Here is a 25,192-nt window from a genome sequence, read left to right on the forward strand (position 1 = left end):
CGCCCCTGCCCGGCATAACATGGCCGGATGCCGCGCCCGCGCCAGAACCGGAGCTCCGGTCACTTTTCATAAGGGCGCCCGGAAAAATAGCAGCGCCGCCGGGACATATCGACATCATCGAAATGCTTCGTCCACCAGTCATCCTCGCGCAGATGATTGAGCCTCAGCGTCGCGGCATTTCCGCGCCGGTTCAGGAAATCCCGGAAAGCGTGGTGGTTATACAGCCGCATATATTCACCAAGGTAAATATCCGCGACACGGGTATTGCCCCGGATCAGCAGCATATTCTCATCGTTTTTGGTCGTCGAGGCGGCGGAGAAATTTGCCGAACCCGCGACGATCAGCGGGTCATCGGAAAGCGGGTCGATCAGCATGAATTTATTATGGACATAGCGCACATGGCTGTTCAGCCCGGTCAGCCGCTCCGCCAGCCACGTCCCCAGCCGGTCCTTACGCAGATGGGAGCCGATGCCGAAAAGGTTCTCCTCCTGGAAACGCAGAAGGCGGATGCGCCGCTCCTCCGCCTCCCGCTCCTCTTTCGTGCGGAAGGTCCGCGTCGCCCGCTCCATCAGAGCAAAGCGCAGCGGGGCGTTGCCGTTCCGGTAGACCTCCTTGAACAGATCATGCATGCCGAAGGCGAAGGTCATGAACAGCGCATCCTGCGCCTGCATGGCGCGTTCAGCGTACCATTCCAGCACATCCAGCGATCCGCGCGGGCTGAAGATACAACTTGTCCCCTCGGGCGGCTGGCCGTCCGGGGTGGGTGTCAGCGCGTCGATCCGGTCGCGGATCTCGGCAGCCATGGGGTCATCGGCGAGCATATCCCAGAAAGCGGCATATTTCGCCGCCAGATCGTCATGCTCGGCCACCTCACCGACATTCGACTGCCCGTAAATGCCGCCTTCGGAGAAATTCGTACCCCCTGTCCAGACCGAGACGGGCGTGTCGCCCCGGTAGCGGATGATGAATTTATTATGGCTGATCGCGGATTTCATCGACTGGCGTTCGATACAGAATTCCGCGATCCCCGCCTCCGCCGCCGCTGCCCGATTGGCATCGCGCGGAAAGACGACGCCATCGCTGTCGGGCTTGTCCTTGGCGTCATAGATCACGCGCAGATCGACGCCGCGATCCACGGCCTGCCGCAGGACGCGGAGGAACGGCAGGAAATGGAACTCATAGGCGCAGACCCGCAGCCTGTCGCCCGGCCCGGCGGCGTTGACGAAATCGCACATCGCCTCGAACAGCCCCCGCGAAAGCCAGCCCCAGGCCGGATCGTTGCGGTCTCGGGCCGAGGGTTTCCGGTTGCCGAACAGCCGCGCATATTGCTGGCTGCCGGCAATGCCGCGGTTGAAATGGACATCGTTCAACCCGCCCTCCGGGGCTTCGGTGGAAATGTCGAACCCGACCTCCCCCGCTTCCGTCAGTGCATCAGCTTCGCCCTTCAACGGTATGATCCGATAACGATAATTCCCGCCGGGCGTGGCGCCGTAATCGGACCACATGAAGCTTTGTATCGGGTGGTCCCGCGTCGAATGCAGCGCGCCCGGCGGCAATCCGGGATCGGTCGCCGCGAAGGTTTTCATGCCGGGCAGAAAATCATGCGCACCGCTGTCGAGATCGGTCTTGTGGATCGCAAACCCGGCCAGCCCGTCGCATTTCTCGCGCGGCCACGACCAGCCGAGCAGGACCACATGACTGCCACTGACAGCCTGAGCGGTAAGATCGTCGGCTTCGTTCCTGACGCGCATCGGGAACTCCGGTGATGAGATGCTGGTTACGGCCAGCTTAACACACCCGGTCCCGGCGATTATGACGATTGCGCAACGATCACCAACAACTTCCGGGGAGGAGATAGTCCGGAACCGACCGCATATCCTCTTGCGTTGCCGCGTCGCGGATCGGCAGGGGCGTGGCCTGCGACGCACATTCCTCCGGCAGCGATTTCGTCACCAGAACGACCGCACCCATTTCATCCGGCGCGGGACGGATCATCTCATAGTGATTGCGCGGCGGACCGTCGGGCGGCAGCGCATAAACCCCGATGTCATCGTCGCGTAGCCGCCAGCTCAGCGTGGCGAGCGTCATGCGGTCATCCGACACGATCGCGCCCGCCCCTGCCGTCCGCGCGGCTTCGGTCAGTTGGGCATTGAATGCCGTGACCGCCTCGATCCTCGCATAGACCGGCTGACCGCCAAGCCGCATCTGATCGGGCCACAGCGTCGTCGCGGGAAGCACAAGGCAAAAGATCAGGTTCACCAGCATCCCCGCCCGCGTCACGCGCGGCCAACGGGCCAGGCACCACGGCACGGTCACAACCGCCGCCGCGACGAAGGCGGGCGCGGCCCAGTTGCCATTCGCATCACGGATCAGGGCCTGCAAAGTGACCACGGCAAGGATCGCCGCCGACAGCGCAACGATGAACCGCTCCCCACGTCTGAGCGCGGCACGGATCGCAGGCACATATCCGGCGGCGAAGACCGGCCCGAAAGCAACGATCTGGACCGCCAGAAATTCCGCGACGCCGGACCAGTTCCATTCGATCCCGGCCCAACCGGCATTCTCCGCAGTATGACCAACGGTCACGAACCCGGCCCGCATATTCCAGATCAGATTGGGCGAGGCGATGACAAGCGCCAGCATCAGCGCGACAGCCACCCCTCGCCTCACTTCCCGCTCACCTCCCAGCAGTGCAAGCGGGATCAGCGCGATCACGAAATAAAGCATCGCATATTTCGCCAGCAGGCCCAGCCCGAGCGCAACGCCCAGAACGATGCCCCACGCCATGTTCTGCGGCTGCTGGCGAAGCCGGATCACAGCCCATAGCGCCACGGCGAATGCCGGCAGCAGCAGGTCGTCGGTGGAGACGAACAGGCTCAGCACACCGACACCGGGAAGGGTCGCATAGGCAGCCCCGGCCCAGACCGCTTCGGGCCGCTGCCACCAGGCACGCGCCGCAAGCCCGACGAAAATCGCGGCCAAGCCATGCCCAATCGGCGCGGCAATGCGGACCCAGAACGCCGTATCCCCGCCAAGCGTCGTGAAGGCACGGATCACCCAGCCGATCAGCGGCGGTTTGGAGAAATATCCGAAGGCCAGCTCCTCACCCCAGAGCCAATATTGCGCCTCGTCCATGAACAGGTCAAGCGGGGTGAGCCGCAGGCAGATGATCCGCCAAAGCGTGATCCCGGTAATGACCGCAAGGCTCAGCGCCAGATGCCGCCGCGCGGACAGGTCGCGGAAACCGGACCCGCTGATCGCCGCGTCACTCACCCGGCTCAAGCTGCATCGGCTTCACGCGCGAGAGCCACAGCCCGCGCAATTGCCGCCAGACACCCAGCGTCATCGCCCGCAGCATCGCGCCGGTCGTGGTCAGCACCCGCCACGCGGCCAGTAGCAGCGTATAGAGGTCCGAGGCGAGGCTCGGCACCGGGGCGCGGTAAGGTGAGGTCAGATAGGATTTCACCGACGCCATATCGCGATGCATCGCCGCGCGCGTCAACTGCCCCCGGATCGCGGTAATGCCGCACCAGCGGTAAGCGATCAGCGCGATCAGCACCATCAGCAGCACCGCGAAGACAGAGTCGCTCAGGAAATGCCGGCCCATTGCCACCCGCAGCGCAATCCCGAGCAGCGCAATGGCAAGCCCGACGGGCCAGACCCGGTAGCCCCGGCGGCGCAGCCACGGCCAGAAAATGCTGCCCACAACGATGGCGAGCATGGCAATCGCGGACCCCTCCCCCGACGGGAAGGAGCAGTTGGACAGGCACTGATCGGCGCGCTCGAATGGCAGGGTAAATACCATGTCGCCGCCAAACGCCTCGATATTCGCCGGACGGGCGCGGCCCCAATGGGATTTGAACACGCCGTTCACCAGCAGTCCCGGCCCGATGGCGAAACAGGCGGCCGCATAGGCCGGCAGCGCGATCGGGATCTGCATCCGCCGCCCGAGCCGCCACCAGATGAGATACAGCACCAGCGCCGCCAGCGCGACAAGCTGCGTGCCGCGCAGGAAGATATAGCGGATCACGGTCAGCGTCTGGTTCTCCGCCATCCAGAAGCCGCGTTCCGCATCGAAAAACAGACCGGAGGCCGCGATGTCGATCTGCGGCGCGGAGAAGAAGATCACCATTGCCGCATTCATCGCGATCAGCGTGCCGATCAGCAGCGACAGATAAAGCGGATCGCGCGTCCATGCCGTCCAAGACAGCCCGCGCGCAAAACGGACCGAGCGGGTCAGATTCCGGCTGCCGATGCGGTCGAAGACCGGGTCATGGCGCGGCGGGATCTGCCCGGTCAGCAGCAGCGCCCGGCCCAGCAGCCAGGTCGTCCCGGCGCCGAGCGCCAGCCCGACCAGCACGTCGGACGGGTAATGGCTGCCGGTCACGATCCGCGTCCCGGCGATGATCACAGCAATCGCCGCGATCAGCGTGACCCGCTTCGGGAACATCCAGCACAGGAACATCGCGACCGCGCCCACGGTCGTCGCATGGCCGGACGGGAAGCTGTTGAACGAGAAATCGAACCCGTAGGGCCGCATCGCGTAAGGGCCAAGCTCCGCAAACCATTCCGGCCGCGCCCTGCCGAAGCTGTGTTTCAGCAGCTGCACGGCAATGCCGCTCAGCAGGACGAACAGGAACAGCGCAACCGCCAGCCGCAGCGTGACCGACGCGCATCGCCGGGCGGAGGGGCTTTGCGACCGGATCTCGGTAAACGCTGCGGCAAGCGCGATCAGCGGCAGCAGAACCGCCAGCCACGCACTGTTGCCGAGCGCGGTCAGCTTGTGGGCGGCGGCGACGACGACTTCCGGCAAGGCGGGCAGCGCACGGATCGCCAGCGGGTCTATCGCGAAGAACACAAGCAACAGAAGCGACGCCAGCGCGCCCACCCTCAATTGTCGCGTGGTCATGATCCCGTCTCCTCGCATGTCGGATGTGCCGCTTGTGCCGGTCGGTAAAGCCGCAGCCGCACCTCCCGACCGTTGGAATAGTTGAGACCCGCAACCTCCGGCGCATCAGCCGTCGGGGCGTCCTGCGGCACCGCAATCCATGCGCCCGCCACCTGCCCGCTATCGACCAAGGCGCGCGCTGAGTCCGCGTCGGTCAGGATCGTATCGGTGCCAAGGCGGAACACTGCGCTCGGTTCATGAAACCCGGCCAGAGCGACCGGCCCGCGCGCGCAAAGATTGGCCGCGCTTTCCGCCGCCAACCGCTCCGAAATCCACAGCCGGATCATCGCCGGAAGCCCGGCCCAAGCCGCCGTCGCCAGCATGACCGCACCGCAAAGACCCAGCGAGGCGCATCCCCGCTCCCCCCGTCCGCGCCACAGCCAGAACAGCGCCGCGCCCCCCAGCAGCAGCGCCAGCACCCCGCCGGTCACGGCAAGGGGTGCCGCCCCGTCGCCAAGCCGCATCGGGCCGAGGATCATCAGCCCCGTCAGCCCCGTCAGCGTCAAAATGAAGATCAGCGCCCCGAGCAGCGCCGGCCAGCCGCGAAAAGCGGCAGCGCGGTCGATGAGTTGCACCGCGACGGCGGCCACGGCCAGCAGCAGCGCCGGATAGAGGTTCATCGGGTAATGCACCAGCTTCGTCGGCACCAGCTCCAGCACGATCCACGCCGGAATAACCCAGCCGAGGATCAGCCGCCCTGCCCGCGCCCTCCGGTTCCGCCACAGCCAGATCCCCGCCAGCGGCGCCAGCGCCGTCCAAGGCCAGAAGCTCAGCAGAAAGCCCAGCACATAGCTGCCCGGCGGCGAGCCGTGGCTTTCCTGACCGGAGGACAGTTTGGAACCGAAATCCTGAAGCAGCGAGGCGGTCAGGAACTGCCCGTCACTGATGATCGTGATGGCGATGAACCACGGCAGGGCAATCACCGCCATCAGCGCAAGACCCCGCAGCGGGTACAGCCCCGCCAGCCAGCTTGGTCTGCCATCCGTCAGCCAGAGCCACAGGACCAGCCCGGCCACCGGCAGCAGGATCACCGGCCCTTTCAGTAGCAGACCGCAGGCGATCGCGACCCAGAATATCGCCGCGACCCTGGCGGAGGACTGCCCCAGCCAGACCCGGAAGATCGCACCCATTGCCAGAACACTCGCCAGCAGCAGCGCCGCATCCGTCTTGGCCAGCCGCGCTTCCACCTGAACGATCAGGATCGTGGCCAGCATCCCGGCCGAGATCGCCGCCGCCCGGCCCCCGACCATCGGCGTTCCGGCCCAGATCAGCGCCACCGCCGCCAGTGCGGCTGCAATCAGCGAGGGCAGGCGATGCACCCACATCGGGGCATTCGCGCCCTGCCCGGTCAGCCTGATCGCCGCCGCCTGAAGCCAATAGCTGCCAGCGGGTTTCTTGTAGCGGGTCTCATCCTGAAAGCGGATGTCGATCCAGTCGCCCGAGGCCGCCATCTGCCGGCTGGCCTGCGCGAACCGCGCCTCGTCCCGGTCGGTCACTGGCAGGGTGGCGATCCCGGGTGCCAAAGCCAGCAGCGACAGCAGAAAAACCAGCGCATAAAGCGGCATGATCCGACCGCGAAAGCCGGTCTGGCCCGCGATGGCGTCATCCGCGATCATCGCGCTAGCGGACCGGCGTTTCCGCCATCGCATCGGGCCTGCGCGCCTCGCGATGGATCAGGACAAGGTTGCGGATATAGACGATCAGCCCGCTGCCCTGACCGAGGATAAAGACGATGTCCTGCCGGTAAACCGCATAGGTGAACAAGAGCGCGCCGCCGATGATCGACAGATACCAGAAGGCGACCGGGATATAGGACCGGCCTGCCCGCTCCGACGCGATCCACTGGACCAGAAAGCGCGAGGCGAAGGCGATCTGCGCCGTAAGTCCAAGCACCACCCACCAGAACTCCCGCCAGCCTTCGATCTTGAGAAGCTCGAACATCGTTTCCTTCATGGCTCGCTCCTGCCTGTGCGCGTCACGCCGATAGCGGCCCGGTCGATCTTCTTGCGCCGCCGGATCAGCCAGGCGACGCCGACCAGATCCGTAGCGCCGACAATGGCGCGCTGAAAATTGTTATATTTCGACCGCCCCGCCACACGCGGCGCATGGGCCACGTCGACAAGCGCGATCTCCCACCCGTCACGTTTGAACAGGGCGGGCAGAAATCTGTGCATGTGATTGAAATAGGGCAGCGCGAGATAGGCATCGCGGCGAAACGCCTTCAGCCCGCAGCCAGTGTCGCGGGTGCCGTCGCGCAAGACCCAGCCACGGATCCGGTTCGCCAGTTTCGAGGCGATCCGCTTCGACGCCGTGTCCTTGCGCCCGACCCGTTGTCCTGCGACCAGACCCAGATCGTCCGGCGCGGCAGGGTCAAGCAGCGGCGCGACAAGGCGGCTGATTTCCGATGGCGGGTTCTGCCCGTCCCCGTCGAGCGTGCAGATCACCCGACCCCGCGCAACCTTCACCGCCTCATGCACCGCAGCCGACTGACCGGCGGATGCAGGCAGGGTCACGATGGTCATATCCAGTTCCGGGTGATTGCGCGCATAGTCGCGCAGCACCTCGCCCGTGCCGTCTTTCGACCCGTCATCGGTCACGCAGATCTCAAACCGCCCGGTTTCGGCGGCGGTCCTTGCGCAACCATCAAGTAACTCTGTAACCGAGGCCGCCTCATCCCGCATCGGGATCACGACAGACAAACCCGGCCCTATATCAGCACGGACCGGCTGTGACGCCGGCAGCAAGCCTTCCTGTACCACGCGGTTCACGCTTGGCACCTCATTCGTTTTTGACCGCTCAACGCATGGTTAATGCAGTTCAGCGACGCTTCAGCGACGAATATATGAATTTAAAATGACGGATAACCGACGGTTTCGTAACGCTGTCAACCGCTCCACCCGGACCAGCAATGTCAGGCAAGAAACCCGGTTTCAGTCCTTCGGGCGCAAATAGCCCAGTACCATCTCCGCCGCCTCATCGGCTCGGCGGCGCAGCCACGGCTCGTCCATCGGCAGACCGAAGACTGCCCGCAGGGTGTGGATATTCGACACCGGAAACCAGCAAAGCGAGGCAACGAAGATATAGAACTCCAGCGGGTCGGCATCGGCCCTGAACACGCCGTCCTTCGCGCCGCGTTTCAGCACCGTCTGAAGCCGGTCGACCAGAACCGATTGCACGGATTTCACATCGCTGATCTGCCGGATCGTCTCACCACCCAACAGGTTTTCGGTGTTCAGCATCCGGATGAACCACGGTTTCTCGCGGAAATGGTCCATTGTGAAGCGCACCAGAGTCCGGATCGCGTCGTCGGGCGACAGATCGTCAAGCTGCAACTCCCGCTCGCCCTCGCGGATCTGGACATAGGCCTGTTTCAGCGCCGCGGCATAAAGCCCGTCCTTGTCGCCGAAATGATCGTAGATCAGCGGCTTGCTGACCCCGGCGGAACTGGCGATCCGCTCGACCCGCGCGCCGGAATGGCCATAGGTGGAAAATTCCTCAAGCGCGGCCTGAAGGATCAGCCTGCGGCTCTGTTCGGCATCGCGCGGTCTGCGGGCGGGGGCGGGCTTGCTGTGGTCAGACATATTGCGAACGGTTCCGTGCTGGCAGTCGGAACCCTATAGACGAGGCAGGATGGGGCCGCAAACAGTTGCAGCCCGCATAGGCCCGAGAGGGAACCCCGCACCGCTTGGCAGCGCGGGACAGCCGGGTCGGACAGGCGCCGCTCAGCAAACCGTCCGCGCACGCTCGACGATGGTTTCCATCACCTCGTCCGCGTCGCGCGTCCACCAGTCCAGGGCCGAGAAGATTTCAACCTCGTTCAGCCCGTCGAATCCGTTCGCCTCCGCCAGTCCGCGCAGCCGGGGGATGTCGATCACCCCGTCCCCCATCATGCCACGGTCGGTCAGCATGTCGCGGGTCGGCACCAGCCAGTCGCAGATATGAAACGCCATGATCCGCTCGCGCCCGGCGCGCTCAAGCTGCGCCTCGAGCTCGAAATCCCACCACACGTGATAGACATCGACCGCGCAGCCGATCCCCGGGCCGAGCCGGTCGCAGATATCGAGCGCCTGCCGCATCGTGTTCACGCAGGCCCGGTCGGCGGCATACATCGGATGCAGCGGCTCGATCGCGATCTTCATCCCGACCTCGCGACCATATTCGAGCGTTTTCGCCAGCCCCTCCTCAACCATCCGCCATGCGGCTGGCAGGTCGCGGCTGTCCTTGGCCAGCCCGCCAACCACCATGACGAGGCAGTCCGCCCCGATCTCCGCCGCCTCGTCAACGGCGCGGCGGTTATCGTCGATAACGGTCTGATCGACCGCACCGCGATCGGTGAACCAGCCGCCACGGCACAGCCCGGAGACGCTGAGCCCCGCCTCGCGGATCGCCGCTGCGGCCTTGCTGACGCCCATCTCCTGCAACTTGTCCCGCCACGGCGCGATGCCGCCGAAACCGTGGCGCTTGCAGCCCTCGATACACTGGGCAAGATCCCATTGCTCCCGCACGGTCGCCGTGTTCAGCGACAGCCGTTCCGGGGTGATCGCGCTCATATCTCGACCCCACGCGCGGCAAAGACCGGACGCGCCCGCGCCGCCACCGTCTCCGGATCGGTGAACAGTCCGGCTGCGTTCCCCATGCGGATGATGTCCGCCAGATGCAGCGTTGAGCGGGCGCTTTCCTGACCGCCGATCATGGTGAAGTGATCCTGATGGCCGGTCAGATAGGCCATGAACACCACCCCGGTCTTATAAAACCGCGTGGGCGCCTTGAAGATATGCCGCGAGAGCGGGACGGTCGGGGCGAAGGTGGCGTTATAGTCGTCCATCCGGCCCTCGGCCAGTTGCGACAAGGCCCGCGCCGCCGCCCCGGCAATCGGATCGAAGATACCGAGCAGCGCATCGGAATACCCCTCGTCGTCGCCCGCGATCAGATCGGGGTAGTTGAAGTCGTCGCCCGTATACATCCGCACGCCTTCCGGCAGGCGGCGGCGCATGGCGATTTCCTTTTCGGCGCTGAGCAGGCTGATCTTGATGCCGTCGACCTTGGCCGCATTCGCCTCGATCACCTGCAATGCGGTTTCCATCGCCGCCATGTGGTCGGCATTGCCCCAATAGCCCTGAAGGGCGGGATCGAACATCTCGCCCAGCCAATGCAGCACCGCCGGTTTCTGCAAACCGCCCAGCACGCGGGAATAGACGCGGATATAATCATCCGGCGATTTCGCCGCCTTCGCGAGCGCGCGGCTGGCCATCAGGATCACCTGACTGCCGGTCGCCTCGACCGCCTCGCATTGCTCCTCATAGGCGCGGATCACGTCGTCGACGGTCACATCCGGCCCCGGCGCGATATGATCGGTCCCGGCACCGGAGGCGATCAGATGACCGGCGGGCTTCGCGATCTCCATCGAACGCCGGATCAGCTCCAGCGAGGTCGGCCAGTCCAGCCCCATGCCCCGCTGCGCCGTATCCATCGCCTCGGCCACGCCGAAACCCAAGCCCCAGAGATATTCGCGAAACGCCAGCGTCCGGTCCCAGTCAACCGGCGTATCCAGCCACGGATCGGCATCGGCCAGCGGATCGGCGACCACATGTGCCGCCGCAAAGGCCGTGCGGTTCCAGTTGCCGGTCGCCTTCGGCTCCGGCCCGGCCTGCAAGGTGACAGCACCGCCCGGCAGGTTCAGGTTCAGCTTGCTCATAGTCCCAGATCCTCCAGATCGACCCAGCGGCGCTCCTTGGAGCTTTGATAGCCCGCCTCGGCCAGTTGTACGCCTTTCGCACCTTCGGCCAGCGTGTAGGACCACGGCGCGTCCTCGACCACATGGCGCAGGAATTGTTCCCACTGCACCTTGAAGCCGTTATCGAAATGGGTGTTGTCCGGCACCTCTTCCCAGTCCTCGAAGAAGTCGAGCGGCTGCGGCATGTCCGGGTTCCACACCGGCTTGGGCGTGTTCACCCGATGCTGGCTGACGCATTTATGCAGCCCCGCCACGGCAGAACCATGCGTGCCGTCGATCTGGAACGTCACCAGATCGTCGCGGCGAACGCGGGTACACCAGCTTGAGTTGATATGGGCGACAATATCCCCGTCCGGCCCGTCCAGCAGGAAGGTCGCATAGGCGGCATCGTCGGCGGTCGCCTTGTAGCGCGCACCCGCCTCATCCACGCGCTCGGGGATATGGGTGAAGCCGAGACAGCTGACCGATTTCACCGGCGCGATCACGTTATCCAGCACATAGCGCCAATGGCAGAGCATGTCGGAGATCATGCCCCCGCCATCCTCGGCCCGGTAGTTCCAGCTTGGCCGCTGGGCTTCCATCCAGTCGCCCTCGAACACCCAATAGCCGAACTCCCCCTTGACCGAAAGCATCCGGCCAAAGAACCCGCTATCCCGCAAACGGCGCAGTTTCAGCAGTCCCGGCAGGTCCAGCTTGTCATGCACGATGCCGTTCTTGACGCCCTTGGCCTTGGCGTGTTTCGCGATCTCGACCGCCTCGGTCAGGCCCTCGGAGACCGGCTTTTCGGAATAGACATGCTTGCCCGCGTCGATGGCCCTGCGCAGCAGACCGGGACGCATCTGCGTCGACGCCGCGTCGAAGAAGATCGTGTCGTCCTTATTCGCCAGCGCCGCGTCCAGATCGGTTGTCCAGCGCTCGACGCCGTGACGTTTGGCCAATGCCTCGATCTTTGCCGCATTACGCCCGACGATAATCGGATCGGGCACCAGACGGTCGCCGTTTTTCAGTGCCACCCCGCCCTGTTCGCGGATCGCGAGGACGGAGCGGATAAGATGCTGATTCATCCCCATGCGCCCCGTCACGCCATGCATGATGATGCCGATTCTTTGAGTGCTCACCCGAAATTCCTCCCCTGATCAGACAGACTTCGTTAACATTACCTACCAGTAGGTAATAAGTATGAAGCTGTCAATTCCCTTCGTCGTTCTGCATCTCCGCCATCGCGTTCGATGCGCCAAAACCCGGCGCGGCAAGCGACGATATATTGACCGCCCCCGCCTTTACCGCCAGCGTCACCCGCTTGGCATCGCCGCGGAAAATGCCCGGATGCAGCTTCAGCATCCGCGCCCGTTCCGCCTCTGTCGCGCCCTGCATGCCGCCTGCGAAATGATGCCCGTTCCGCTCCACATCCGCGACGCCACAGGCTGAGGCCATCGCCGTGTCCTGCGTCCAGCACAGCCCCGGCTGACAGGTCAGATCCTCGCCGCTGAGCAAGGCCCCGGCCTGCCGCGCCCGCGCCATGTTCACAAGCGCCCGCAGCACCCCCTTGCAGCTTTTGATCGAGGTTCCGCCCCAGCCGAGCCGCAAGGCGTCCGCGAAGCTGTCCATGCCATCGTCGCTTTCGTCGATCACCAGCCTCGCGCCGAAATCCGCGCGGGTCGCCAGCGCGACATCGCGGGCAAAGGGCTGCTCGAAGAAGCGGATCTTGCCAGTCAGTTCCGCCAGACCGGGCGCGCGCAAGCGGTTCAGCAGGTCGCGGAAGGCGTCCGGCGTATATTGCTCATTCGCATCCAGCGTCACGCCGCCATCCATATGGCCGCTCAGCACCGGCTGAAGTGCCAGAAGCCGCGCCGCATCCGCCTCCGGATCGCCTTTCAGCTTGATCTTCCATGATGTGATCCCGGTTGTGATAATCACATCGGAAACTGTTACGGGCAGCCCGTCCTGCGGCGCGTCGGGGGGCGTTTCGACCAGCGGAGCATCGAATCCCACCGTGTGACGCAATGTGATAGAATGCGGTTTCTCTATCGCATTCAGCGCGGCGTCATAGGCCTCCGGCGTCAGGTCGGCGGGCAGGATTTGTCCCAGCCCGAAGAGGTCCTGCCGCGCGGCGAGCCAGAACGGCTGCGCCACGCTGCGGCAGACCGCGTCGATCAGCGCCATCTCGATCAGGGCCGGCCCGAAACCGGCGGCGAGCGCGGGAACATCCGCCGGAAGATCGTCAATGACGGCCTGCCGCAGCCCGACGGACAATTCAGCGACCGAGCCACTCTGTCCGGTGATCAGCCGCGCGGCCGAGGCGACCGTGTGGCGCAATTCGTCTATCGTGTCGGCATTGCTCAACTCCGGGCGCTTGTCGAACCATCGGGGCACCATGAGCTGCGCGGCATATCCCGACACCTCCCGGCCCCCGATCACGGCGCGCAGCGTGCAATATGCTTCTGCCGTCTCCCGCACCTCGGTACTGCCGAACTGGAATGGCAGGCGCATCGTCACCGGACGCTCGGAAATCTGCACATCAAGAACGGAGAGGCTTATCGGATCGCTCATGCCACAGCCCTTTCACATGCCCGCAGCGTGGCCGCCGCAATGGCAGCCGTCACGCGGGCGTCGATGACGGTCCTGAACGGCTCCACCCCGACGGGCTGCGACCAGCCGCTGTCACGCAACGCCGCGACGATCTCCGGGAACGGGTCGTCGCCGGTTCCGGGCGCGCCGCGATTGGTGTCGTTGGCGTGGATATGGCCGATCATCCCGGTTGGCACCCATTCGCGCAGCAGCCGGGCAACCGGCGGTTCGGTCAGACCGGCGGCGCTGATGTCGATCATGGTGCGGAATGCGGATTTGCCAACGGCATCGGCCAGCGCCGCGCCTTCAGCCACGGTGTTGATCACCTCCGTCTCAGCCGGTGACAGCGGTTCGATGCAATAGGTGATGCCCTTCCGCGCCGCCTCTGCCGCGACAGGGGCGAAAAATTCCGCCAGATGATCGCGCAGCGCGGCGTTCCCCATCCCCTCCGGCCGCTTCCGCTGATTTGGCGAGCCATGCACCATCACCCGCCCGCCGAGATCGGCGCAAAGCCCGATCAGCGCCAGCAGAATATCCGCCGTCTCCGCCTGCCGCGCCGGGTCTGTGATCGACAGATCGGGATAGCCGCTCAGCAGCCAGTGCAGCCCGGTGACGCGCAGCCCGCTTTCCACGACCGTCGCGCGGATCTCCGCACGCGCGGCATCGCCCAGCAGATGCGGCGCCTCTCCAAGCGTTGAGGGCGCGAGTTCCAGCCCTATATAGCCAAGCGATTTCGCCACCTGGCATTGTTCCCGCAGCGACAGGCCCTCACCCGCCAGAAGCTCATTGCACAGGCTCAGATCAAGCATCGCCATGTCCCGTGATACGGCGTTTCAGCCTGCCGAATGTACGGCGGACGAAACCGAAATTGGACAGGATCGCGATGACGATGATCGCCACCAGCACCGCCGAGATCGGGCGAGTGAAGAACGGCGTCAGATCGCCATTGCTCAGCGTCAGGCTGCGCCGCAGATTGGTGTCGAGCATGGTGCCGAGAATGATCCCCAGCACCAGCGGCGCCATCGGGTATTTCATCTGCCGCAGCACGAAACCGATCAGCCCGAACGCGACCATGACATAGACATCGAACATCCGCTGCGACAGCGCATAGGGACCGATCACGCAAAGGGTGAAGACCAGCGGCATCAGATAGGCGTAAGGCACCCGCAGGACCTGCACGAACAGCCGTGTCATGCTGAGCCCGTAAATGGTCATCGCCACCGTCGCGAGGATCAGCATCCCGCCCATCAGGCTGATGAATTGCGGTTGCTCGATCATGATCATCGGGCCGGGGCGAATACCGTGGATGAACAGCGCCGCGATCAGCACGGCAGCACTGGCCGATCCCGGAACCGCCAGCGTCAGCGCCGGGATGAGCGAGCCGGGCACGACGGCACTGTTGCCGGTCTCTGCCGCGGTCAGCCCCTCGGTGCTGCCGTGGCCGTATTTCTCCGGCTCCTTGCTGACGCGCTTTGCGGCGGCGTAGCTGGCCCATGCGCCGATATCCTCACCGACGCCGGGTATCACGCCGACCAGCGTGCCGATGACGCCGGAGCGCAGCACCGTGATCCGGTAGCGCCACAACTCCCGGATGGAGGGCAGCACGCGGTCGGATTTGTCGCGAATGGCGGACACGACGCCCTGCTTGTGCCACATCGCGGTCATGATCTCCGCCAGCCCGAACACGCCGACCATGGCCGGGATCAACTGGATGCCGCCATTCATCTGCTGGGTGGGCGAGAAGCGGACATAGGCATGCAGCCCCTCCGATCCGATCATCGCCACCATCAGCCCCAGAATACCGGCGATATAGCCCTTGATCGGCGGGGAATCGACGGTGAGCTGGCCCGAGATCAGCACCCCGAACAGGGCCAGCCAGAACATCTCGTAACTGCCGAATTTCAGCGCCAGCTCGGCCAGCGGCGGCGCGATCAGCACCAGAATGATGATCCCGACCAAGGTGCCCAACATGGAGCCTGCCGTGGCCAGCCCCATGGCCCGCCCGGCCCGCCCGCTTCGTGCCAGCGGATACCCGTCAAGCGAGGTCGCCGCACTGGCCGGGGTGCCGGGGATGTTCAGCAGGATCGCACTGCGCGAGCCGCCATAGATCGCCCCCATATACATGCAGATCAGCACCAGCACAGCGGCGGTCGTGTCCATCGAGTAGGTCAGCGTTGTCATCAGCGCCACACCCATCGTTGCCGTCAGGCCGGGCAGCGCGCCCACCACAATGCCCAGCAGCATCGACCATGCGACATGAAACAGCATGGTCGGGGTCATCAGGCTCCACAGCGCCGTGCCGAGTTCACCAAGCTGGCTCATGGCAACCTCACAAGGAAGGCTTTTTCAAACAGCATGACCACGGCAAAAGCGGCGATCAGCCCGAATACCGCCGCCTGCGCCATGACCCTCGCCCGTGCGGATCCGGCGGTGTGCTGGTCCCACGAGAAGATCGTGGTGAACGCAGCGATGAAAACCGCCGTGGCCCAGTAGAACGGCAGCCAGCCGACCAGCACAAGCGCATAGAAACAGGTCAGCGCCACGGTCAGACCAAGCCGCTTGGCCGAACCGTCACGGCCAAGCAGGACCGCGCCCTCCTCCGATTGCAGATCGGCCTGCAACCACAACAGCACCGCGCAGACGGCAAGCGCCGCGCCCAGCAGCATGGGCATCAGCCCCGGAATGGATAACGGGTGAATCTGCCGGATCTCCAGCCGGTCCATCGTGAAACCGCCCACCAGCATCGCGATGCCGAGCGCGAAAAAGACGCACGCCGTGATGCGATCCGCCACAGCCATTTTCATGGCATTCACCTCATGAGTTCAGGTTGTCCCGAAGGCCGCGGCAGGACGGACCCGCCGCGCCAGTGTTGAGCCGCGCTTATTCGGCGGCGCAGTCGATGCCGATTTCGGACGGATCGACGACAGCTTCGCCACGGGTAACGCGGGCGCAGGCTTCTGCTTCCACCACCGGCAATGCGGCTGCAAGCGCATCCTCGCCATAGCTGGGCGCAAAGACCGCGCCGTTTTCATTGGCGTAGGCTTTCAGCGCCTCGCTTTCCATGACGTGATCCTGCCAGACCTGATCGACGGTGTCATAGACCTCCTGCGGCGCACCGACCGGGATGAACACCCCGAAGAAATCCTGCGCGACATGAAAATCGGGCGCGAATTCGGTGATCGGCGGGATCGGGTCGCCGTCGCCGATTTCCAGCGGCGTGTCCGACAGCACCGTCAGCGGACGCAGACGGCCGGCGCGGATCATCTCGGCCTGTTCCACGGCAAGCTGGGTGGTCGCCTGAACCTCGCCGCTGGCCGCCGCGATCACCGCCGGGTTGCCGCCGTCATAGGTGATCATCCGCGCGCCCGGCAGCTCTTCCGACAGCCCGTCCTTGATCGACGCCAGCGCCATGCCGCCAGAGCTGTTGACGCCTGCCGTGCCGACCGTCACCTCGCCATCGCGCATCCCGCCCAGCAGTTCCTCGAAGCTCTGATATTCGCTGTCGGCATTCACGCTGACGACCGGCACATTCGCGACATGCAGGTAGATGCGATAATCCTCGATCGAGGTGTCCTGCAGCAGCCCGGTGATTGCATAGGTCGCGTTGTTGGCGATGGCATTCGCCGTCCAGGTATAGCCGTCGCGCGGCGCATCGAGCGCGGCCTGCGTCCCGATGGAGCCGGATGCGCCGGGCTGGTTGACCACCACGACCTCCACCCCGAGCGCCTCCTCCAGAATCGGGGCGACAACGCGCGTCACCTGATCGGTGGACCCGCCTGCCGCCCAGGGCACGATGATATTGATCGGCTTGTCAGGCTGCCACGCATATTCCGAATCCTGTGCGTTTGCAGCCACGGCTGACAGTGCAATTACCGCCGTGCAGGCAGCCATGCGAAACATAGACATTCCATTCCTCCCCTTAATTACCTACCGGTAGGTTAGAAGCGGTCCAGAGTCCTGTCAACTCTGCTGATCGGGCAATTTCACCGGGATTTTTCAGCCCGGAAAATCCGCTAAAACGCAGCAAAAACAAAGGCCGGGATTGACCCCGGCCCTTCGATCAGCACATATTCAAACAATCACGCCTGTCGCGGCGCAGAGAATCCCCTGACCCAATCCACGCGACCGGAAAACGCCGGACGCGATGCGTGGGATCAGGATTCGTTGATGATCTGGTGGCGCGCGACGCCGACCAACTCGGCCATCTTGGCCCGGATCTGCGCTTCGTCAGCCTTGCCGGCGAGATCGGCGGACACCTTGCGGAACACGTCCTCATCGCCCGGCTCCTCGAAATCCGAGGTCACGACGCTCAGCGCATAGGCCTTGGCATCCTCGCCGGTTTTGCCCAGCACTTCCGCCGCCCATTCGCCCAGCAGGCGGTTGCGGCGCGCCTCGGCCTTGAATTGCAGGTCTGCATCACGGGCGAACTTGGCTTCGTAGGAACGTTCGCGGTCGTCAAAGGTGGTCATCTCGGCCCTCCTGTTAGCTCGCCATTCATATGCCTACGCGCGGCCCTTATCGCAACCCTGTATTGCCGCGACCGCGCTTTATGCCTATAGGCTCAGCCACAGGCACGACAAACCCAACCGCCCCGAAAGGACTGCGCATCTCATGGCACCACGGCGCAAGAAAATTTATGAAGGCAAGGCCAAGATCCTTTATGAAGGCACCGAGCCGGGAACGCTGGTGCAGTATTTCAAGGATGACGCCACGGCTTTCAACGCGCAGAAGAAGGCCACCATCGAAGGCAAGGGCGTGCTGAACAACCGCCTGTCCGAGTTCTTCATGCAGGGGTTGACCAATATCGGCGTGCCGAACCATTTCATCCGCCGCATCAATATGCGCGAGCAATTGATCCGTCAGGTGGAGATCGTCCCGCTTGAGGTGATCGTTCGCAACTTCGCCGCAGGCTCGCTGTCGAAACGGCTGGGGCTGGAGGAAGGCACGCAACTGCCCCGCCCCATCGTGGAATACAGCTTCAAGAATGACGATCTTGGCGACCCGATGGTGTCGGAAGAATATGTGATCGCCTTCGGCTGGGCTTCGCAGCAGGATCTCGACGACATCGTATCGCTGGCACTGCGGGTGAACGACTTCCTGTCCGGCGTATTCTTCGGCGTCGGCATCAAGCTGGTGGATTTCAAGATCGAGATCGGCCGGGTCTGGGACGGCGATTTCATGCGGCTGATCGTGGCCGACGAAATCAGCCCCGATTCCTGCCGGCTCTGGGACGTCAAGACCGGGCAGAAGCTCGACAAGGACGTGTTCCGCCGCGATCTCGGCAATCTGACCGATGCATATACGGAGGTCGCGCGCCGTCTCGGCCTGATGCCTGCCGCGCCGCTGGCAAAACCGACGCTGATCAACTGAAAGGAACGCCGATGAAGGCCCGTGTCACCATCATGCTGAAAGACGGCGTTCTGGACCCGCAGGGCGAAGCCATCCGCCACGCGCTTGCCGGGCTGGGTCATGGCGGCGTGGACGGCGTCCGTCAGGGCAAGATCATCGAGCTGGACCTGACCGAAACCGACGCCGAGGCCGCGAAAGCCGAGGTCACCCGTATGTGCGAAGGCCTGCTGGCGAATACGGTGATCGAGAAATACTCGGTCGAACTGGTCTGATCCGGCGCGCGCCGCCGCGTCGTCCTCAGCAGCAGCGCCTTACATCATTCCCGGCAGCACCAGATCCGGCGGCCTGTGGCCGTCGGCGAAGGTCTGGACGTTCAGGATCACCTTTTCGCCCATCTCGATCCGGCCCTCGACCGTGGCGCTGCCCATATGCGGCAGCAGCATGACGTTTGGCAGGTTCCGCAGCCGCGGATTGGCTTCGTGCCCCTGCTCATAGACATCCAGCCCCGCCCCCGCGATCTCACCTGCGCGCAGCATCCGGGTCAGTGCGTTTTCGTCGATCACCTCGCCGCGTGAGGTGTTGATGACTACGGCAGAGGGTTTCATCAGCTTCAGCCGCTGGGCCGAGAGCAGATGAAACGTCGCCGGCGTATGGGCGACATTGACGCTGACAATATCCATCCGCGCGAGCATCTGGTTCAGGCTGTCCCAGTATTTCGCACCCAGCTCCACCTCCGTCTCCCGGCGCAGACGGGTGCGGTTGTGGTAATGCACCTCCATGCCGAAAGCCCGCGCGCGGCGCGCGATGGCGCGCCCGATCCGGCCCATGCCGACGATGCCCAGCTTCCGGCCGCCCAGCCTGCCGCCCAGAAACGCCGTCGGCGACCAGCCCTCCCAGTCGCCCGCCTGCATGACCGCCACCCCTTCGGCCAGCCTGCGGGTCACGGCGATAATCAGCGCGAGCGCCATATCCGCCGTATCCTCCGTCAGCACGCCCGGCGTGTTCGACACCATGATCCCGCGCTTGCGGGCGGCGGCAACCGCGATGTGATCGACGCCTGCGCCGTAATTGGCGATCAGCTTCAGCCGCCCTCCCGCCTGATCGAGCATCTCCGCATCGATCTTTTCCGACAGGCTCGGCACGATCACGTCGCTCTGCTGCATCAGCCGGATCAACTCATCGCGATCCATCCGGTGATCGTCCGGGTTCAGCCGGACATCGAAAAGCTCGCCCATCCTCGCCTCAACCGGCGCGGGAAGGCGTCGCGTAACGGCCACATATGGACGGGTTTTCCGGGCAGCCATGCATTCATCCCTTTTCAGATCATGCGGATTCAGGCAAACTTCACCCCATCGGGGCGCAATCACAAGACCCTGAAACGTCGCGCATCAAACGACGCGACACAAGAGGCAGCGCGGCACAAGCCGCAACACAGGCGGGCGACGCAAGTCGCGGAACAGGCGGACGGCGCAAGCCGTCATATAACGAGGGCAGGCAAGGATAGATGGCACATATCTCTCCGTCTTTTCGCCGTGCGGCACGCGTCGCGCAGCGTTATGGTTTGGCGACATCACAATATTCCAACGGATCGAAACAAGGCGGCATCGCTGCGGGCTGGCGCGCCATCGGCTGGCCGGCGAAGGCAGCACTTTGCGTCGCGGCGGCGGGTCTCGCCTTTCTGGTGTTTGACCCCGCCCACGCGCTGAGCAACGCCGAAACGGAACCCGACGCGACCGCCGCAGCCGTCGCCGCCGCGACGCCCGCACCCGCGGCAACCGCACCCGATGCGGCAGGGACGGCCCGACCCGCAGCCCGCCCTGCCCGGCTGGCCGCCGCCGATCCGACCTCCGCCGCTGCCCAGCCCCCCGCAGCGGAGGTGCAGCGCGGACCCGTCACCCGGCTTCCGATCCCGCGCTATGTCTCGCTGAAGGGAGATCGCGGCAATGTCCGGCGCGGCCCCTCGCTGTCGCACCGCATCGACTGGGTGTTCAATCACGCCGGAATGCCCCTGCGCGTGGTCGGCGAATTCGGCCAGTGGCGCCGGATCGAGGATCAGGACGGCGCTGGCGGTTGGGTCCACTACCGGCTGCTGTCAGGCGTGCGCACCGCGATCATTCAGCAGGACATGACAGAGCTTCGCGCCCGCCCGGATCTGAACTCCGGCGTCATGGCGATGGCCGAGGGCGGCTCGATCGTGAAGCTGGGCGAATGCAACGCCAACTGGTGCCGCGTCTCGGGCCAGGGCTCGAATGGCTGGGTGCCGAAAACCGCGATCTGGGGCGTCGACGCAGCCGAACTCCGCGACTGATCCGTCAGGCGGGGACGCCGCTCCCCGCCCCCCCGGCGACACCTGTATGGGCGACCGCGCTTTTGCGAAAAACTTGCCGCTTTCCCCTTGCGCCCTCGCCCGCCCTCGTCTAAATCGCGCCACACGGTCCGACGGACCAATAGGCGCTGCCGTAGCTCAGGGGTAGAGCACTCCCTTGGTAAGGGAGAGGTCGAGAGTTCAAATCTCTCCGGCAGCACCATGACTTAGCGGGTTTTGCGGTATCTTCTCGCACAGTTATCTGCACAGTTATTATCTCCTTTCGATGATTTTCACGGCACGTTCCTGATGATGCGGGCTGTGGTGCCAGTAGTGTTTGCGGATAATTTCTTCGGACGTGTCGAAGTATTCGGCGGCGTCTTCCAGTTCCATGCCGTCCTTGACGCCCCATGTGATTGCCGTGTGTTTCAGAACGTGCCGGTTCACGCCCTCGATACCTGCCCTTTCAGCGGCGCGTGCAACGCCCTTCCTGACGCTGGCTACCGTCTCACCTCGATACATAACCACATGCGTGCCGGGCGTCGCTGACCAGCGGCGCAGATGAGCTTTTAACTGGCGGGGTATCCGGACGCGACCGCGGCGCTTGTTCGTTTCAGCCTGACCATCAGCGCGGAACCGGATCAGGTTCGCATCCAGATCAACGCGGGTCCAGATCAGATCGAGAATCGTTGCAGCCCGGCGGCCGGTATAAATCGCAAGAATGATGAAGCGGCGAATGTGCGGTTCTGCGTGGCGGAGCAATTGGGCCACCTCATCGCGGGTCAGCCACCTGTCGCGGACTTCGCCGGATTTGGGCAACGTGACCTTGATCGGATGGATCAGCAGGCCCTCAGCATGGGCGTAGTTCAGCGCCGCTTGCAAAACACCCAGTTCACGCCGCACGGTGGGCGGTCCCGCGCTGACCTCGCGCGTGGTCTCTTTGCCGTTCTTGCTGACTGTGGTGATTGTGCGCGGCTTGGCGCGTTCACGCTCATATGCGCGGCAGGTGGTGCCCTTGACTGCATCGCAGGTCAGGCCGCCCCAGAAGGGCGCAAGGGCCTGAATGGAATAGGCGAGCGTTGCACCTGAAGCCATCAAAGGGCCCTTGTCGTCTGCATATCGCGCCAGTACCTCACCAACCATTAGCTCCCCGGGAAGGGCCGGACCTCTGCGCTCGGCCGGTTTTCGGTTGGCGAGGTATTCTTGCAGCGCTGTTTCAGCCTCTTCGCGCTCGCCAAGGCCATATCCTGTCCGGTGTTGCGCGCCGCCGTCCCGGATGACCCATTGCTGTTCGTCTTTGCGGTAGTAGAGGCGGGCGGGCTTTCGGGGTCTGGGCACTGTAGAAACTCCTTGATGGCTTGCATGGTGGTGAAGTACCGGCTTCCGATCTTCTTAGCCCATAGCTTGCCTTCGGCGCGTGCGCGGTAGAGCGTCGAAATTTTCACCGTGCTGTGCATCGCCTCGGCCGCTTCCTGCAGCGTCAATAACGCAAAGCTGTCGGCGGTCTCTCTGGCAATATTTGGTGGAGAGCTGGTCATTGGTTCAGTCCTCTATCGATCCTTGTCTTGAGTGGCGGCCCTGGCATCACCCACACCGCCACTCTGTGTCTGATCAGCCGATCTGCGCCCGGGCTTCATCCCAGAGCATCGCGAGGCTCGGGGTGCGGGCTTCCAGATCAGCCTCGCCGCAGAAGGTGCTGGCCAAGATCTTCAGGATGATGTCCCGCGGGTTCTGGCTTGGGGTATTGGCGATCCGGTCCTCAATCGCTTGTCGCGGTTGCGCAAGAGCCTCGATCTGCTCGTCGTTCAGATCGCCCGTGATCGAGTGTTCCTCAACCTCGCGTGCCGCCTCCCATTCGCGAAACAGGGCTTCGACCGGAGTCTCAAGATTCGGGACCCCGAACGGACCATCTGGAAACTGCGAGATGTCGAGCGCCTTTCGCAGGGATTCGGCCACCTCATTCGCGTGCTGTATCTGCTCATGTACGATGTGATCGCGGCCCGTGCCCAAGCAGGCATCCATGCTGTTCAGGAGCGCGATGATCATTTGCACCTCTCCCCCTCGGTCGAGGATGTAGTCTTCAATCGACACCTTCGTCTCGGCGCCATCCGCCGGCGCTTTGGCAGAAACAGCATCCTTGATCGCGGGTTGATTTTGCGTCATATTCATCTCGAATTTCCTTCGTCGGATTTTTCATTGGAGCCGCTGGGATTGCCCTCCCGGCGGCTTCGCTCATTTCAGGCATCGGCCCTTTCCATTGCGTACATACGTTCGCGCACGGCTCGGATCACTTCCGAGTTCTGCGACGAACCGTTTTCCGAGGCCTGCCCCGCAATCCACTCTTTCAGGTCGGCAGGAAGACGAATCTGCATTGGTTTTCGGTCAGTCATAACAATCTCCAGTCACCGTGACACCATATGTCACCGTGACGCGATTGCAGTCAAGTGCGAATTGGTGTCACCGTGCCAGAAAAAGAGGAAATCATGTCAACCGGCCGCGAAAGCGATAAATTTATGCTCCGCCTTCCCGATGGGATGCGGGATCGGATCAAGGCTGCTGCTGAGGGAAGTGGCCGATCAATGAATGCCGAAATCGTGGCCACACTTAACGAGAAGTATCCGGCGGAAGAACCAAGCTATCGCAACCTGTTATCTATGACGCTCGACTTCCTGATTGTTGAGGGCCTCACTGACAAGACGACGGACGACAAGGAAGAACTCCTAGCGAGACTCGACAACTTGCCTGCGGAATTGCGCGAAGACACGGCAGGCAGGTTGACCAAAGGAATTATCGATGGCTTGAAAGCTAAGGTCGACGAATTTGAACGCTCACAGCCCGCCCCCTTCTCCGACGATTAGTCGGCTTTCCCTGTCGACGGGAATCGACGCCATTCGGCAAAATTATCGTATATACGTTATTGTGCCGCCCCCACTGATTACCGTATATACATCTTATGCTGATCGTGTGGGACGAACCGAAGCGCCAAGCCAACCTTGCCAAGCACGGCATGGACTTCGCTGACCTCGATGTCGAGATCCTGCTTGACGCTCTGGTTGTCCCGGCCAAGCAGGGGCGCTTCAAGGCGATGGGCCGCTTCGCAGATGGCACGATTGCAGTGATTTTCGCCACGCTCGGCACCGAAGCGATTTCGGTGATTTCGATGCGCCCGGCGAGCAAGCAGGAAAGGGCCTTCTATGACCAAGTTTGACCCCAAGCACGCCGCCAAGAATGGCTATTCCCGCGCCGATTGGGATGATGCGGACAACCCGGAATGGACGAAAGAGGATTTCAAGAAAGCGAAACCGTTCTCTGAGGTCTTCCCGGAAATGGCCGAGAAAATCCGGCGCGGCAGGCCTCCGCTCGACAACCCGAAGGTCGCGGTTTCGATCCGGCTGGATCAGGATGTTGTGGAGGCCTTCAAGAAGGACGGCCCCGGCTGGCAATCCCGCGTGAACGCGGCGCTTCGTGAGGCTGCGCATCTGTCGCCCTAAGCAGCAGCACCCTTGAGGATCGCCAGCTGACTCGGGCTTCGGCGAACTGTTCGGGGTGGGCCGCTGCCCACATCGCGGCGGCGGGTTCGTCGCGCTTTATTTCGTGTGTCCCAACTTGGGACAGACCCGCCTCGGCAGCCCACTGCCCAAACTGTTCGTCGCTGGGGAATTCGTTACGCCCCTCGTTCAGGGCCGCGCCATAGGCCAGCCAGCCCTTTATCGCGTTAGCGGTCCTGACTGTCCTCGGCTTGCTGCCGCTCGAGTTTTGCCAAGTACGCCTTACGCTTCTGCTCCAAAGAAGCAAAGTAAGCCTCGCGCGCTTGTTCGCGCTCCTTCTCCATGCGCTGCTTGACTCGCCGCACTTGCCCAGGCGTCGCGCCGCAACGCGCAGCTACCATGCTCGGCGGCAGTCCAGACAACAGCCAGAATTCGACGTTTCGCGCCGTTTCTTTGCTCATTTGCTTTGCCGCCATATTCTCACTCCGTTGCCAATGCCGACCGGATCGCGGCCGCCCACGCCTTACCGCGATGCGTCTGCCAATATCACAAATGCCGCGCATACGGAATCAGCGCATCCACGGCCCGCATCTCCACCTGCGCCGCAGGCCATTTCGTAACGATATCAGTCATTTATCCTCGCAAGGGCGATCCGGCGGGTGGGCCGTGGGAGTGCAGTGCAGTGAAGTTTTGAAAGCCTAAAAAAGACCGATATTTTGCGCGGCGGCGGCCCCGCATGCGACCCATCCCCCGGAAGGGACCCAAGGGGTAAGGGTGCCTGTAGCTACCCAGAGGCGCGG

Annotated in this window: 28 protein-coding genes and 1 tRNA gene; 7 read left to right on the forward strand and 22 right to left on the reverse strand. The window is 63.7% G+C overall.

Features of this window, described 5'->3' with window-relative positions:
• Positions 1 to 59 precede the first annotated feature (59 nt).
• The 16 genes from PAF12_RS08320 to PAF12_RS08395 form a co-directional block, all read right to left on the reverse strand.
• Positions 60 to 1,751 (reverse strand): phospholipase D-like domain-containing protein, encoded by a 1,692-nt coding sequence (locus PAF12_RS08320; RefSeq protein ID WP_271106479.1) that lies wholly within the window; start codon positions 1,749 to 1,751, stop codon positions 60 to 62.
• A 79-nt stretch (positions 1,752 to 1,830) separates the two neighbouring features.
• Entirely contained in the window at positions 1,831 to 3,273 is a 1,443-nt protein-coding gene (locus tag PAF12_RS08325) for a glycosyltransferase family 39 protein (RefSeq protein WP_271109674.1), read from the reverse strand.
• Positions 3,266 to 4,909, reverse strand: coding sequence for a phosphatase PAP2 family protein (locus PAF12_RS08330; protein WP_271106480.1), 1,644 nt, complete (start codon positions 4,907 to 4,909; stop codon positions 3,266 to 3,268). Before PAF12_RS08330 ends, PAF12_RS08325 begins: the two co-directional genes overlap by 8 nt.
• A complete protein-coding gene (locus PAF12_RS08335; RefSeq protein WP_271106481.1) occupies positions 4,906 to 6,564 on the reverse strand; it encodes a glycosyltransferase family 39 protein in 1,659 nt (552 codons plus the stop codon). The genes PAF12_RS08330 and PAF12_RS08335 overlap by 4 nt, the downstream gene beginning before the upstream one ends.
• A gap of 4 nt (positions 6,565 to 6,568) precedes the next feature.
• Positions 6,569 to 6,901, reverse strand: a complete 333-nt coding sequence (locus PAF12_RS08340; protein ID WP_271106482.1) for a lipid-A-disaccharide synthase N-terminal domain-containing protein — start codon at positions 6,899 to 6,901, stop codon at positions 6,569 to 6,571.
• Positions 6,898 to 7,716 carry a glycosyltransferase family 2 protein gene (locus PAF12_RS08345; protein WP_368045133.1) on the reverse strand — a complete coding sequence of 273 codons (819 nt, stop codon included), beginning with the start codon at positions 7,714 to 7,716 and terminating at the stop codon, positions 6,898 to 6,900. The genes PAF12_RS08340 and PAF12_RS08345 overlap by 4 nt, the downstream gene beginning before the upstream one ends.
• A 162-nt stretch (positions 7,717 to 7,878) precedes the next feature.
• The gene (locus PAF12_RS08350; RefSeq protein WP_271106483.1) at positions 7,879 to 8,529 is read right to left on the reverse strand and encodes a TetR family transcriptional regulator; all 651 of its coding nucleotides are present in this window, start codon (positions 8,527 to 8,529) and stop codon (positions 7,879 to 7,881) included.
• 141 nt (positions 8,530 to 8,670) lie between these two features.
• On the reverse strand, positions 8,671 to 9,498 hold the full coding sequence (locus PAF12_RS08355; RefSeq protein WP_271106484.1) for a sugar phosphate isomerase/epimerase: 828 nt from the start codon (positions 9,496 to 9,498) through the stop codon (positions 8,671 to 8,673).
• Positions 9,495 to 10,643 carry a dihydrodipicolinate synthase family protein gene (locus PAF12_RS08360; RefSeq protein WP_271106485.1) on the reverse strand — a complete coding sequence of 383 codons (1,149 nt, stop codon included), beginning with the start codon at positions 10,641 to 10,643 and terminating at the stop codon, positions 9,495 to 9,497. Before PAF12_RS08360 ends, PAF12_RS08355 begins: the two co-directional genes overlap by 4 nt.
• Complete coding sequence (locus tag PAF12_RS08365) at positions 10,640 to 11,800, reverse strand: Gfo/Idh/MocA family protein (RefSeq protein WP_271106486.1); 1,161 nt, start codon at positions 11,798 to 11,800, stop codon at positions 10,640 to 10,642. The genes PAF12_RS08360 and PAF12_RS08365 overlap by 4 nt, the downstream gene beginning before the upstream one ends.
• 70 nt (positions 11,801 to 11,870) lie before the next feature.
• Positions 11,871 to 13,232 carry an enolase C-terminal domain-like protein gene (locus PAF12_RS08370; protein ID WP_271106487.1) on the reverse strand — a complete coding sequence of 454 codons (1,362 nt, stop codon included), beginning with the start codon at positions 13,230 to 13,232 and terminating at the stop codon, positions 11,871 to 11,873.
• Complete coding sequence (locus PAF12_RS08375; protein WP_271106488.1) at positions 13,229 to 14,059, reverse strand: sugar phosphate isomerase/epimerase; 831 nt, start codon at positions 14,057 to 14,059, stop codon at positions 13,229 to 13,231. Before PAF12_RS08375 ends, PAF12_RS08370 begins: the two co-directional genes overlap by 4 nt.
• Positions 14,052 to 15,572: a tripartite tricarboxylate transporter permease gene (locus PAF12_RS08380; RefSeq protein ID WP_271106489.1), complete on the reverse strand. Its 1,521-nt coding sequence runs from the start codon at positions 15,570 to 15,572 to the stop codon at positions 14,052 to 14,054. The genes PAF12_RS08375 and PAF12_RS08380 overlap by 8 nt, the downstream gene beginning before the upstream one ends.
• Positions 15,569 to 16,054, reverse strand: coding sequence for a tripartite tricarboxylate transporter TctB family protein (locus tag PAF12_RS08385; RefSeq protein ID WP_271106490.1), 486 nt, complete (start codon positions 16,052 to 16,054; stop codon positions 15,569 to 15,571). The genes PAF12_RS08380 and PAF12_RS08385 overlap by 4 nt, the downstream gene beginning before the upstream one ends.
• Before the next feature lie 76 nt (positions 16,055 to 16,130).
• Complete coding sequence (locus tag PAF12_RS08390; protein ID WP_271106491.1) at positions 16,131 to 17,156, reverse strand: tripartite tricarboxylate transporter substrate binding protein; 1,026 nt, start codon at positions 17,154 to 17,156, stop codon at positions 16,131 to 16,133.
• A 248-nt stretch (positions 17,157 to 17,404) separates the two neighbouring features.
• A complete protein-coding gene (locus PAF12_RS08395) occupies positions 17,405 to 17,719 on the reverse strand; it encodes a DUF1476 domain-containing protein (RefSeq protein ID WP_271106492.1) in 315 nt (104 codons plus the stop codon).
• A gap of 142 nt (positions 17,720 to 17,861) precedes the next feature.
• Between PAF12_RS08395 and purC the strand changes: the two genes are divergently transcribed.
• Complete coding sequence (purC, locus tag PAF12_RS08400; protein ID WP_271106493.1) at positions 17,862 to 18,620, forward strand: phosphoribosylaminoimidazolesuccinocarboxamide synthase; 759 nt, start codon at positions 17,862 to 17,864, stop codon at positions 18,618 to 18,620.
• 11 nt (positions 18,621 to 18,631) lie between these two features.
• The gene (purS, locus tag PAF12_RS08405) at positions 18,632 to 18,871 is read left to right on the forward strand and encodes a phosphoribosylformylglycinamidine synthase subunit PurS (RefSeq protein WP_271106494.1); all 240 of its coding nucleotides are present in this window, start codon (positions 18,632 to 18,634) and stop codon (positions 18,869 to 18,871) included.
• A gap of 39 nt (positions 18,872 to 18,910) precedes the next feature.
• On the opposite strand, the gene PAF12_RS08410 is transcribed toward purS, so the two are convergent.
• Positions 18,911 to 19,903 (reverse strand): D-glycerate dehydrogenase, encoded by a 993-nt coding sequence (locus tag PAF12_RS08410; RefSeq protein WP_271106495.1) that lies wholly within the window; start codon positions 19,901 to 19,903, stop codon positions 18,911 to 18,913.
• Between the two features lie 200 nt (positions 19,904 to 20,103).
• Here PAF12_RS08410 and PAF12_RS08415 point away from each other — a divergent pair, with 200 nt between their 5' ends.
• Both PAF12_RS08415 and PAF12_RS08420 read left to right on the forward strand, forming a co-directional pair.
• Positions 20,104 to 20,907, forward strand: a complete 804-nt coding sequence (locus PAF12_RS08415) for an SH3 domain-containing protein (protein ID WP_271106496.1) — start codon at positions 20,104 to 20,106, stop codon at positions 20,905 to 20,907.
• 145 nt (positions 20,908 to 21,052) lie between these two features.
• Positions 21,053 to 21,127, forward strand: a tRNA-Thr gene (locus PAF12_RS08420).
• 50 nt (positions 21,128 to 21,177) lie between these two features.
• Here the strand turns inward: PAF12_RS08420 and PAF12_RS08425 are convergent.
• The 4 genes from PAF12_RS08425 to PAF12_RS08440 all read right to left on the reverse strand — a co-directional run bounded on the left by PAF12_RS08425 (position 21,178) and on the right by PAF12_RS08440 (position 23,294).
• On the reverse strand, positions 21,178 to 21,999 hold the full coding sequence (locus tag PAF12_RS08425) for a site-specific integrase (protein WP_271106497.1): 822 nt from the start codon (positions 21,997 to 21,999) through the stop codon (positions 21,178 to 21,180).
• Positions 22,000 to 22,046: 47 nt separating this feature from the next.
• Complete coding sequence (locus PAF12_RS08430; RefSeq protein ID WP_271106498.1) at positions 22,047 to 22,442, reverse strand: helix-turn-helix domain-containing protein; 396 nt, start codon at positions 22,440 to 22,442, stop codon at positions 22,047 to 22,049.
• Between the two features lie 73 nt (positions 22,443 to 22,515).
• Positions 22,516 to 23,073 (reverse strand): hypothetical protein, encoded by a 558-nt coding sequence (locus PAF12_RS08435; protein ID WP_271106499.1) that lies wholly within the window; start codon positions 23,071 to 23,073, stop codon positions 22,516 to 22,518.
• A gap of 68 nt (positions 23,074 to 23,141) precedes the next feature.
• Entirely contained in the window at positions 23,142 to 23,294 is a 153-nt protein-coding gene (locus PAF12_RS08440) for an Arc family DNA-binding protein (RefSeq protein WP_271106500.1), read from the reverse strand.
• A 72-nt stretch (positions 23,295 to 23,366) separates the two neighbouring features.
• On the opposite strand from PAF12_RS08440, the gene PAF12_RS08445 reads away from it, so the two are divergent.
• The 3 genes from PAF12_RS08445 to PAF12_RS08455 all read left to right on the forward strand — a co-directional run bounded on the left by PAF12_RS08445 (position 23,367) and on the right by PAF12_RS08455 (position 24,395).
• Complete coding sequence (locus tag PAF12_RS08445; RefSeq protein ID WP_271106501.1) at positions 23,367 to 23,762, forward strand: Arc family DNA-binding protein; 396 nt, start codon at positions 23,367 to 23,369, stop codon at positions 23,760 to 23,762.
• Between the two features lie 95 nt (positions 23,763 to 23,857).
• The gene (locus PAF12_RS08450; protein ID WP_271106502.1) at positions 23,858 to 24,112 is read left to right on the forward strand and encodes a BrnT family toxin; all 255 of its coding nucleotides are present in this window, start codon (positions 23,858 to 23,860) and stop codon (positions 24,110 to 24,112) included.
• On the forward strand, positions 24,099 to 24,395 hold the full coding sequence (locus tag PAF12_RS08455; protein ID WP_271106503.1) for a BrnA antitoxin family protein: 297 nt from the start codon (positions 24,099 to 24,101) through the stop codon (positions 24,393 to 24,395). The genes PAF12_RS08450 and PAF12_RS08455 overlap by 14 nt, the downstream gene beginning before the upstream one ends.
• Before the next feature lie 224 nt (positions 24,396 to 24,619).
• On the opposite strand, the gene PAF12_RS08460 is transcribed toward PAF12_RS08455, so the two are convergent.
• Positions 24,620 to 24,868: a hypothetical protein gene (locus PAF12_RS08460; protein ID WP_271106504.1), complete on the reverse strand. Its 249-nt coding sequence runs from the start codon at positions 24,866 to 24,868 to the stop codon at positions 24,620 to 24,622.
• Between the last annotated feature and the right edge of the window lie 324 nt (positions 24,869 to 25,192).

The organism is Paracoccus sp. SCSIO 75233, from assembly GCF_027912675.1.
Taxonomy (GTDB): Bacteria; Pseudomonadota; Alphaproteobacteria; order Rhodobacterales; family Rhodobacteraceae; genus Paracoccus.